This is a genomic window from Geobacillus sp. DSP4a (assembly GCF_013096875.1).
GTDB lineage: Bacteria > Bacillota > Bacilli > Bacillales > Anoxybacillaceae > Geobacillus > Geobacillus thermophilus.
Genome location: NZ_SDLD01000039.1, coordinates 19,362 through 30,586, shown reverse-complemented (window position 1 = coordinate 30,586; position 11,225 = coordinate 19,362). Strand labels below are relative to the sequence as shown.

8 protein-coding genes and 1 pseudogene are annotated in these 11,225 nt (G+C 58.9%); 8 read left to right on the top strand and 1 reads right to left on the bottom strand.

Translation table 11 applies throughout. From position 1 onward, the window contains the following. Nucleotides 1-250: 250 nt before the first annotated feature. The 5 genes from ETC02_RS13200 (at nt 251) to ETC02_RS13180 (ending at nt 5,421) form a co-directional block, all read left to right on the top strand. Complete coding sequence (locus ETC02_RS13200) at nt 251-1,594, top strand: dihydrolipoamide acetyltransferase family protein (protein ID WP_171698335.1); 1,344 nt, start codon at nt 251-253, stop codon at nt 1,592-1,594. A 118-nt stretch (nt 1,595-1,712) separates the two neighbouring features. After that, nucleotides 1,713-2,690, top strand: coding sequence for a YncE family protein (locus ETC02_RS13195; protein ID WP_171698334.1), 978 nt, complete (start codon nt 1,713-1,715; stop codon nt 2,688-2,690). Further along, the gene (locus tag ETC02_RS13190; protein ID WP_015375356.1) at nt 2,687-3,361 is read left to right on the top strand and encodes a response regulator transcription factor; all 675 of its coding nucleotides are present in this window, start codon (nt 2,687-2,689) and stop codon (nt 3,359-3,361) included. The genes ETC02_RS13195 and ETC02_RS13190 overlap by 4 nt, the downstream gene beginning before the upstream one ends. A gap of 2 nt (nt 3,362-3,363) precedes the next feature. Then, a complete protein-coding gene (locus ETC02_RS13185; RefSeq protein ID WP_171698333.1) occupies nt 3,364-4,770 on the top strand; it encodes a sensor histidine kinase in 1,407 nt (468 codons plus the stop codon). Between the two features lie 66 nt (nt 4,771-4,836). Then, nucleotides 4,837-5,421 (top strand): Uma2 family endonuclease, encoded by a 585-nt coding sequence (locus ETC02_RS13180; protein WP_171698332.1) that lies wholly within the window; start codon nt 4,837-4,839, stop codon nt 5,419-5,421. Between the two features lie 94 nt (nt 5,422-5,515). Here ETC02_RS13180 and ETC02_RS17750 read toward each other — a convergent pair. Continuing rightward, a pseudogene (locus ETC02_RS17750) lies at nt 5,516-5,650 on the bottom strand (type II toxin-antitoxin system HicB family antitoxin); the annotation flags it as partial. Between the two features lie 186 nt (nt 5,651-5,836). Between ETC02_RS17750 and ETC02_RS13175 the strand changes: the two are divergent. From ETC02_RS13175 to meaB, 3 genes are read left to right on the top strand one after another with little or no spacing between them, the layout of a single operon-like run. Then, the gene (locus ETC02_RS13175; RefSeq protein ID WP_171698331.1) at nt 5,837-7,885 is read left to right on the top strand and encodes a methylmalonyl-CoA mutase family protein; all 2,049 of its coding nucleotides are present in this window, start codon (nt 5,837-5,839) and stop codon (nt 7,883-7,885) included. Beyond that, the gene (gene scpA, locus ETC02_RS13170) at nt 7,869-10,064 is read left to right on the top strand and encodes a methylmalonyl-CoA mutase (protein ID WP_050367524.1); all 2,196 of its coding nucleotides are present in this window, start codon (nt 7,869-7,871) and stop codon (nt 10,062-10,064) included. Before ETC02_RS13175 ends, scpA begins: the two co-directional genes overlap by 17 nt. Next, nucleotides 10,061-11,209 (top strand): methylmalonyl Co-A mutase-associated GTPase MeaB, encoded by a 1,149-nt coding sequence (gene meaB / locus ETC02_RS13165; protein ID WP_050367523.1) that lies wholly within the window; start codon nt 10,061-10,063, stop codon nt 11,207-11,209. Before scpA ends, meaB begins: the two co-directional genes overlap by 4 nt. The last annotated feature ends 16 nt before the right edge of the window (nt 11,210-11,225 follow it).

The window sequence follows — 11,225 nt, the reverse complement described above, 5'->3', positions numbered from 1 at the left end:
GCCTGTGGCTCCCAACGGGACGGGTGCCAGGTGTTGCCTGCAGATAGGCTGCCAACCAGCCTATCATGCATCCACCTCCGAAGGGGAAACAGGAAACCCCCACTTCGATAAGTGGGGGAGGTTCATTGTAGGAGCAGTAGAGGAGCGGAGAACCCCGGTCCGCAGCGGAGCTTCTCAAGTTTTGAGGCGAACCGCAGGCGGCCGGGGCGCCGCGGCGAAGACATTGCAGCCAAGATAGGAGGGTATCGATGTGGCCATCGAACAATTGACGATGCCTCAGCTCGGGGAAAGCGTCACGGAAGGCACGATCAGCAAATGGCTCGTTTCCCCGGGCGACAAAGTGAACAAATACGACCCGATCGCTGAAGTCATCACCGATAAAGTGAGCGCGGAAATTCCGTCGTCGTTTGCCGGCGTCATCCGCGAGCTGATCGCCAAAGAAGGGGAGACGCTCCCAGTCGGCGCGCCGATTTGCACGATCGAAGTCGAAGGCGCTGCACCGGCTTCGGAAGCGAAGCCGGCGGATGAAGCGCCGAAAGCAGAAGACAACGCCAAGCCAGCCGCTCCGAAAAAGGCCGGCCGGGCAAACAACGGCCGCTATTCGCCGGCCGTGCTCCGCTTGGCTCAGGAACACGGCATTGACCTCGAACAAGTCGAAGGCACCGGCCTTGGCGGGCGGGTGACGCGCAAAGATTTGCTGAAGCTCATTGAGTCTGGACAAATTCCGAAAGCGGGAGCGGCACCGGCGGCGGAACAAGCGGCGCCAAAAGCGGAACCGAGAACGGAACAACCGGCCACAGCCGCCGCAACCGTTCAACCGTCTGCCGCGGCCGCGCCAACCGCGCCGCAGGCAGCGCCGATCAAACCAGCGGCCCCGAACGTCGAAGCCGGAGCGGGCGACATCGAAATTCCGGTCACCCCGGTGCGCAAGGCGATTGCGGCGAACATGCTCCGCAGCAAACACGAAGCGCCGCACGCTTGGACGATGGTCGAAGTCGACGTCACCGATCTTGTCGCCTACCGCGATGCCATCAAAGACGAGTTCAAGCGGCGTGAAGGCTTCAATTTGACGTATTTCGCCTTCTTCGTCAAGGCGGTCGCCCAAGCGCTGAAAGAATTTCCACAGCTGAACTCGACGTGGGCGGGCGATAAGATCATTCAGCGCAAAGACATCAACATCTCGATCGCCGTCGCGACGGATGACGCCTTGTTCGTGCCCGTCATCAAGCACGCCGATGAAAAAACGATCAAAGGCATCGCCCGCGAAATCGCCGAGCTGGCGGCGAAAACGCGCGCCGGCAAACTGCGCCCGGAAGACATGCAGGGCGGCACGTTCACCGTCAACAACACCGGCGCGTTCGGCTCGGTGCAGTCGATGGGCATTATCAACTACCCGCAAGCGGCCATTTTGCAAGTGGAAACGATCGTCAAACGACCCGTCATCAAAAACGGCATGATCGCCATCCGCGACATGGTCAACTTATGCTTGTCGCTTGACCACCGCGTCTTGGACGGCCTCATTTGCGGCCGCTTCCTCGCCCGCGTCAAAGCGATTTTGGAAAATATGAACAAAGACAACACGCCGATTTATTAACGATTCCCCCATCGCCATCGGTTGGCGGTGGGGTTTTTGCATGGCGCGATTTCAAACTTCTCTCACAAATGTGATGTATAATGGGGGCAGAAACGAATAGGTGAAGGAGAAACTCGAGATGAAACGAGAGAGCGTATGGATGCTGTTGTGTTTGTTCTTTATGCTAAGCGGCTGCGCGAAGACATCGTTTCCTCCGATCGCTGATTCGCTGTCGGTCGTCATCAGTCTCGATGTCAAAGCGGAAACGGTCACCTTTTTGAACGCAGAAAACGGCCGCAAGATCGCCCGCTGGAACATCAACGAACCGTTTCAAGGCGGGGCGTTGAGCCCAGACGGCCGGACGCTTTTTTTGTACGGGCGGGATCTTGACGGGGTCTATCGGTACGATCTCGCGACCGGGAAGCTGCTTGGCGAATGGAAAATAGGAAGCGGCATTGTGAGCGCTGCTCCATCTCCGGATGGCCGCACGTGGTTTTTTGGCGACAGCACCCATCACGCGGTGCGCGTTGTGAGCCGGGACGGGAAAGAGATCGCCCGCCTTTCGGTCGGACGCTCCCCGATGACGCTGCTGGTCAATCGCGCTGGAACGAGGTTGTATGTGATCGATTTTCAAGACGAACGGACGTGGATCATCGATGTGGACCGCCGCCGCGTCATCCGTTCGTTCGCCGTGCCGAAGTTCGCCTTGGGCGGAGTGGTGCGCGAGCGACAAGAGGAGCTGTGGGTCGGCGGGCACGGCAGCGGAAGCCGTGTGGAAACGAACATTCATGTCTACTCACTGCAAGACGGCCGCTTGCTCCGGACGATCGCCGCTCCGGTCATGCCGGTCGATTTCGTCGAAACAGGCCGCGGCGTGTTTGTGCTAAGCCATGGCTCCAACACAGTTTACCAATTTTCCCTAGATGGAAAGAAACTCGCTTCGGCGTCTGTCGGCGCCAATCCATTTGCGATGGAAGCGGCGTTCGATCGTTTGTATATCGCGAGCTATGACAGCGATGAAATTATCGTGGTCGATGAGGCGACGTTGCGTCCGCTTGTCCGTTGGAAGACGGGAGACGGCCCGCTGCAACTATTCATTCGGGAGGGACGAACATGAGCGAACGAACCGTTTTAATTGTCGATGATGAAGAAGAAATGCGCCTGCTCGTTGGCATGTATTTGGAAAACGCCGGCTTTCGCTGCCTCGAAGCAGGGGACGGGGAAGAAGCGCTGGTGCTGCTTTCGCAACATCCGGTTGATGCCGTGCTGTTGGACGTCATGATGCCAAAACAGGACGGATTCGCCGTCTGCGCCCGCATCCGCGAGCAGTCGGACGTGCCGATTTTGTTTTTGACCGCGCTTGGCGAAGAATGGGACAAAGTGAAAGGATTGAAGCTGGGAGGCGACGATTACATCGTCAAACCGTTCAGCCCAGGAGAGCTCATCGCCCGCCTTGAGGCGGTGCTGCGCCGGGTGCAGCGCGTCCGCGAGCACGACGGACGGCTGCAATTTGGCGACCTTGCCATCGACGAAAAAGGCCGAACCGTGACCGTTGGCGGCAAACCGGTGAAGCTGACGTTGAAGGAGTTTGAGCTGCTGCTGTTTTTGGCGAAGCACCGCGGTCAGGTGTTCAGCCGCGACGACTTGCTCGTCAAAGTGTGGGGATATGATTATACAGGAAACGCCCGCACGGTCGATACGCATGTGAAAACGCTGCGCATGAAGCTGAAAGACGCCGCCCGCCACATCCAAACCGTATGGGGCATCGGCTACAAGTTTGAGGGATGAACATGAAACGGCTTCGGTTAGGACAAAAACTATGGCTGGCGATCGGGGCCGCGGTCGTGGTGACGCTGGCGTTTTCTTTTGGTCTTCTCAATTATTTTTACCGGACGGTGTACATGAAAGAAGTTGAGCGAACGTTGATCGCGGAAGGGACGAGCCTCGCCCGCGACTATCGCGGCGGGGCGGTGACGGAGGCATATCGCCGTCAAATCGAATGGTATGACGAAAAATCAACGGCCACGATCTTGTTGATTGACAACCCGCGCGAACTGAGCGCCTGCTTTCCGTTTCCGGTCCACTATGACGCGTTAGTCAGCGGTCGCGACCGGGAAACGCTGTTAGCCGGGAAGCCTGTTGTCAAAACGGGATACGAAAAGCGGTTCGGCCGCCGCGTGATGGCGGTCGTCGTTCCGCTTTTGGACGGCAAGCGGCTTGAAGGAGCGATTTACTTGTATTTGCCGTTAGCCGACGTTCAGGAAGCAACGAAGCGGGCGGCCGCCGCGTTTTGGCCGTTGGCCGCCATATTCGCCGCCGCGCTTTTAGTTGTCGGCCGACGGATGGTGCGGCAGATGACCGAGCCGCTCCAAGCGATGGAACAAGCGGCAGAACGCATGGCGGAAGGACGCTACGAAGCGGACATCCCCGTGCGGAGCGATGATGAAATCGGCCGCCTGGCGGAGGCGTTCAACCAAATGGCGGACGCCATTGCTAAAGAAGACGAGCGGAAACGCGAGTTCTTAGCGAACGTCTCGCATGAGCTGCGCACGCCGCTCAGCTATATGAAAGGATACAGCGAAGCACTCCTTGCTGGCCTCGCGAAAACGAAGGAAGAAGAAAAGGCGTACCTTCGCCTTATCCACCGCGAAACGGAGCGGATGGAGCGGCTGGTGCGCGATCTTCTTGACCTGGCGCGCCTTGAAGGGCAAAGCGTGCCGCTCGAGCGCGCGCCGGTGGCGTTTGCCCAAGTGATCGAAGATGTCATCGCCACGTACGAACCGATCGCCGCGCAAAAGCGGATCGAGTTGGCGTGCGAGTTGGACTATGACATCATTGTCAATGGCGACGCCGACCGGCTCGAACAAGTCGTGCGCAACTTGCTCGACAACGCCATCCGCTACACCCCAGAAGGCGGTGTGGTGACGGTGCGCCTTTCCCGCTTGTCGGAAGCGGAAGGCGAGCTTGTCGTCCAAGACACGGGCAAAGGCATTCCGAAAGACCAGCTCCCGTTTCTCGGCCAGCGCTTTTTCCGCGTCGACCGCGCCCGCACCCGCAAAGAAGGCGGCACCGGCTTAGGGCTTGCCATCGTTAGGCAAATCGTCGCCCTTCATGACGGCGCGATTTGGTTCGACAGCGACCTTGGACGCGGGACGACTGTATCGATTCGCCTGCCGCTCGTTCGGGAAGAGGAGTAAACATCGTTCAAGACACAGGAATGGATGATGTATAATCAATATAAAATTAGGAGGCAGGTGGAGGATATGGGTTCACCAGAAAAGGAACAGGCCCCTATGACGTACAAAGAGTATGCGACATGGCCGGAAGGAAAACGGTGCGAGGTGTTGGATGGGAACATCATCAGCATGGCGCCGTCGCCGACATCGGAACATCAATCCGTTTCGCTCCAACTTTCCATTGAATTCGGGATGCATCTTCGTGGGAAGGATTGCCGCGTGTTGGCCGCCCCGATCGATGTGTATCTTTTCGAAGATCATCGAAAGGGATGGATGGATGAAAACGTCCGAAACTGGGTATGCCCCGATCTTGTCGTCATCTGCGACAAAAACAAAATTCAAAAAAACCGCATTGTCGGGGCTCCGGATTTGGTCGTCGAGATCTTGTCCCCCGCCACGGCCAAAATCGACCGGATGGACAAACGGATCGCGTACGAGCGGGCCGGGGTGAAGGAATATTGGATCGTTGACCCGGCGAATCAAGTGGTGGAAGTGTATTTGCGCGGAAAAACAGGAAGATTGGAACTTCATGGAGTGTACAACCGGGATGACGCCGTTTTGGTTCATGTATTGAAGGATTTCGTGATCGATTTGCGAAACATTTTCCAATGAATAAATGGCAGTTGAGATTTTCGCTAAGCGGCGATTTGGAGGGGGACGAGGGAGCATCGTCCAAGAGAGCATGCAACAACGCCCTCTTCCTTTCATGTTTTTTCAGGGCTTCTTGGAGGATTTGTGAATCGTTGAGATGGTGTTGTTTCGCCAAGTCATCGAGCCATTTCGGGATCGTTCATGTTTTTTTGACCGCTTTGTTTTCCATTTCATGGCGAAATGGTGGCATCAGCAAGTTGTTTGCCTTTTTGTTCATTGTCCAAACGCGGCCGATGTACTACAATAAACATAGAAACCGTTTTTTCCCACACGAAGCGTCATCAGCGTTTCGTTCTGAGCAGACGGGTTCGAGAGGGAAAGGTGCGGCTTGAAAAGAAAGCGGTTTCTTATGTCTGGAAGGCAAAGGGGGATCGGAATGAGCGATGTCGCAAAGATGAAGGAAGCGGCGTTTCCGGCTCCGACGGTGGAGGAGTGGGAGCGGGAAGCGGAAAAGTCGCTGAAAGGCAAGCCGCTCGAGCGGCTTGTATCGATGACGTACGAAAACATTGCGGTCAAACCGCTCTATACGCGCCGCGATGTGGAGGCGCTCGGCCCGCTGGAGCAGTACCCGGGCTTTGGCCAGTACGTGCGCGGAGCGCGGCCGGAAGGGTATCGGGGCGGGCCGTGGAAGGTGAGCCAGGAGATTTCGGCGGCGAGCCCGTCGGAATGGAACGAGGCAGTGAAGCACGACTTGGAGCGGGGACAGACGGAAATCCATTTCGCTCTCGGCCGGCTGCCGTTTGCCGTCGAGTCGGTTGAGGATGTGGCGGCGATGTTTGATGGCGTGCCGCTCGATCGCTATTCGCTCCGTGTGGACGCCGGGGCGCGGTCGCTTTCGTTTTTGGCGCTGTTGGCCGCTTATTTAGAGGAACGGGGAGTGCCGCTATCGAGCGTACGGGGCGCGATCGGCATGGATCCGCTCGGAGCGTGGGCGGAACAGGGGACGCTTCCGTGTTCGCTTTTGCGGCTGTATGATGAAATGGCGGAAGCAACGATGTGGGCGAAGGACGAGATGCCTGCTGTCCGCACGATGTTCGTGCGCGGCGAGCCGTACCATAACGGCGGGGCGAACGCCGTGCAGGAGCTGGCGTTTGCGCTGGCGGCGGCGGTCGAGTACATCCGCGCCGGGCTCGATCGTGGGCTGACGGTGGATGACATCGCGACGCGGATGCAAGCGTCGTTTGCGGTTGGGGCGGACTTTTTTATGGAAATCGCGAAACTGCGGGCGGCGCGGCGGTTGTTTGCGCAAGTGATCGAAGCGTTTGGCGGCGGTGAATCAGCAAGGCGGATCGAGCTATATGTGCGCACGTCGCCGTTTACGAAAACGGTGTACGACCCGTATGTGAACATGCTGCGGGCGGCGGCGGAAGCGTTTGCGGCCGTTGTCGGCGGCGCCGATGGCGTGCACGTGTCGCCGTTTGACGAGGCGCTCGGACTCGCTGATGAGTTTTCACGGCGCATCGCCCGCAACACGCAGCTCATTTTGCTCGAAGAGGCGCATGTGGCGAACGTCATCGATCCGGCGGGCGGCTCGTATTATGTGGAAACGTTGACCGCCAAGCTCGCTGAAGAAGCGTGGAAGCTGTTCCAACGCGTCGAAGAACAAGGCGGCATGGCGAAGGCGCTCGAAGCCGGATTCGTGCAGGCGGAAGTGGAAGCGGTCGCCAAGCGGCGGCTTGATCGGGTCAAGATGCGGAAGGAAAAAATCGTCGGCACGAACGTGTATGCGAACTTAGAAGAAACGCCGATCGAAAAGCCGACGCAAGCCGCGGCGAACGAGTTGCCGCCGCTGGATGAAAAGCGGATGGCCGACATTCGCAGTACGCTCGTCAGTGGGAATTGGGTGGAAGCCGCAATTGGCGCGGCCCGCCGTCGAGCAACCGCTCGGGAAATCGCGGCGGCTCTCGCTGACGGAAACACGTCCATCCGCATTGCGCCGATTCGCGCATGGCGCTTGGCCGAGCCGTTTGAGCGGCTGCGCAAGGCGGCCGAGAAGCATGCGGAGCGTACGGGAAGCCGGCTTTCCGTTCACTTGATCAATATCGGTCCGCTTGTCCGCCATCAAGCGCGCGCCGATTTCATCGCCGGGCTGTTTGCGGCCGGCGGGGTGGCGGCTGAGCGGAGCGACGGCTTTGCCTCGGTCGCGGAAGCGGTTGAATGGGTGCAAAGCACGAGCGGGACGCATTATATCGTGTGCGGCGCCGACGACGATTACCCGGCGTTTGTTCCGGCGTTGGCTCGGGCGTTCAAGCAGGCCAAGCCGAACGCGAAGCTGTATGTCGCCGGAAAGCCGCCGGAAGAGCTCGAGAACACGTACGGGGCCGCGGGCGTGGACGGATCGATTCATCTCGGTTCGAACGCGTACGAGGTGATCGTGGCGTTTTTCGCGGAAAGAGGGGTGGCGTTGGATGGCGAAGTACGTTGATTTTACCACCATGCCGCTTTCCACGGCGGCGGCCGATGTGGAGGAGAAACAGTGGAAAGACGCCATCGAGCGGCGCGTGCAAGCGTCGATCGATGAGCTGTTGGTTCAGACGAATGAGCACATTGCGGTGAAGCCGCTGTATACAAAGGAAGACATCGATGGGCTTGATTTTCTTGATTATCTGCCCGGCTTGCCGCCGTACTTGCGCGGGCCGTACCCGACGATGTACGTCGTGCGGCCGTGGACGATCCGCCAATACGCCGGCTTTTCGACCGCCGAGGAGAGCAACGCCTTTTACCGGCGCAATTTGGCGATGGGGCAAAAAGGGTTGTCGGTCGCCTTTGACCTGGCCACCCATCGCGGCTATGACTCCGACCATCCGCGCGTCGTCGGCGACGTCGGCAAAGCAGGGGTGGCCATCGATTCGGTGCTCGATATGAAAATTTTGTTTGACGGCATCCCGCTCGACCAAATGTCGGTGTCGATGACGATGAACGGGGCGGTGCTCCCGATTATGGCGTTTTACATCGTCACCGCCGAAGAGCAGGGAGTGACGCAAGACAAACTGTCCGGCACGATCCAAAACGATATTTTGAAAGAATATATGGTGCGCAACACGTACATTTACCCGCCGGAGATGTCGATGCGCATCATCGCCGACATTTTCGCCTATACGGCCAAATACATGCCAAAATTCAACAGCATCAGCATTTCCGGCTACCATATGCAGGAAGCCGGGGCGCCGGCTGATCTGGAGCTGGCGTACACGCTCGCCGACGGGCTTGAGTACGTGCGCACCGGCTTGAAAGCGGGCATTGACATCGACTCGTTCGCGCCGAGGCTGTCGTTTTTCTGGGCGATCGGCATGAACTACTTTATGGAAGTGGCGAAACTGCGGGCGGCGCGCCTCATGTGGGCGAAAATGATGAAAACGTTCAACCCGAAAAACCCGAAATCGCTCGCTCTCAGGACGCATTCGCAAACGTCGGGCTGGAGCTTGACCGAGCAAGATCCGTTCAACAACGTCGTGCGCACGCTCATCGAGGCGCACGCGGCGGCGATGGGGCATACGCAGTCGCTCCATACGAACGCCTTGGATGAAGCGATCGCCTTGCCAACCGACTTCTCGGCGCGCATCGCCCGCAATACACAGCTGTACTTGCAGGAAGAAACGGGCATTTGTCGGACGATCGACCCGTGGGCCGGTTCGTATTACGTCGAGACGTTGACGAACGAGTTGATGAAGCGGGCGTGGGCGCATATCGAAGAAATCGAAAGCTTAGGCGGGATGGCGAAAGCCATTGAAACCGGCATCCCGAAAATGCGCATCGAAGAAGCGGCGGCCCGCCGCCAAGCGCGCATCGATTCAGGAGCGGAAACGATCATCGGCGTCAATAAATACCGCCCGGAAAAAGAAGAACCGATCGACATTTTGGAAGTCGACAACACCGCCGTGCGAAAGCGGCAAATCGAGCGGCTGAACGAGCTCAAGGCGACGCGCGACAACGAGCAGGTCGAAGCGGCGCTTGCCGCCATCACGAAAGCGGCGGAAACGGGCGAAGGGAACTTGCTTGAGCTTGCCGTCCAAGCGGCGCGCGTCCGGGCGACGCTCGGGGAAATTTCGTACGCGATCGAAAAAGTGGCGAGTCGCCATCGCGCCGCCATCCGCTCGATCAGCGGCGTTTACAGCTCGGAATACAAAAACGAAGCGCAGCTGGAACGGGTGAAGCGACGGGTTGAGCAGTTCGCCGAACTCGAAGGACGCCGCCCGCGCATCTTGATCGCGAAAATGGGGCAGGACGGCCATGACCGCGGGGCGAAAGTCATCGCCACGGCGTTTGCCGATTTAGGATTTGACGTCGACATCGGCCCGCTCTTCCAGACGCCGGAAGAAACGGCGCGCCAGGCGGTCGAAAACGACGTGCACGCTGTCGGCATCAGCTCGCTCGCCGGCGGGCATAAAACGCTCGTGCCGCAGCTTGTGGCGGAGCTCGAAAAACTCGGCCGCGGCGACATTCTCGTTTTTGTCGGCGGCGTCATTCCGCCGCAAGACTACGCGTTTTTGTATGAGCACGGCGCCGCGGCCATTTTCGGGCCGGGAACCGTGATTCCGGAGTCAGCGGAAAAGGTGTTGGAGGAAATTTACGCCCGGCTTGGCTATGAGGAAGTGAACCCATGAGCGGGGAAGAGAAACGGCGGGAACAGGAAAGCGGCCAGAGCGCAGCTTCGGACGGGCAGCCGCGGCGCCCGGAATGGGCGGACGACAATGGCTTGTCGTCGTACGTGCAAGCCGAGCGCCCGCCGGCGCCAAAGCGGGTCGTGAGACGGAAAGAGCGGTCGGTCGGAGAGTACGTCCAAGGGGTGCTCGCCGGCGACCGCACCATTTTGGCGCAGGCGATTACGCTTGTCGAAAGCAATGCGTCTAGGCATATGGATCTTGCCCAGCAAGTGCTCAATGAACTGCTCCCGCACGTCGGCCGTTCGATCCGCATCGGCATCACCGGCGTGCCGGGGGCGGGAAAAAGCACGTTCATTGAAGCGTTTGGCACGTTTTTATGCGAGCAAGGTCACCGCGTCGCGGTGTTAGCCGTCGACCCGACAAGCTCATTGACCGGCGGCAGCATCCTTGGCGACAAAACGCGGATGGAGGCGCTTGCCCGTCATCCGCACGCCTTCATCCGTCCATCTCCATCCGGTGGGGCGCTTGGCGGCGTGCATCGGAAAACGCGCGAGACGATGATGCTGTGCGAAGCGGCCGGCTATGACATCATCCTCGTCGAGACGGTCGGCGTCGGGCAAAGCGAGTTTGTCGTCCGCGGGATGGTTGACTTTTTCCTGCTGCTCGCCTTAACCGGCGCCGGCGATGAGCTGCAAGGCATGAAGCGCGGCATCATGGAGCTGGTCGACGCCATCGTCATCAACAAGGCGGACGGCGATAATAAAGAAAAAGCGCGGATGGCGCAAAACGAATACAACCAGTTTCTCCATTACCTCCGCCCGGCCACGCCCGGCTGGGAGACGAAAGCATACACATGCTCGGCGCTGTTGGGCGAAGGGATCGCCGACATGTGGCGCGTCATCCAGGCGTTCGTCGAGACGACGAAGCGATCCGGCGTCTTTTTTGACCGCCGCCGCCAGCAGCAAAAAGACTGGATGCACGCCATGATCAAAGAATATATCGAAACGCGCTTTTTCGCCGACCCGATCGTGAAAGAAAAGCTCCCGATGCTCGAGAACAGCGTCATTTCCGGCGCCAAGCCGGTCACCGCCGCCGTCCGCGAGCTGATTGAAGCATACGAACGGAGCCTCGGCGGCGAAGTATGATATGATAAAGGCAAAC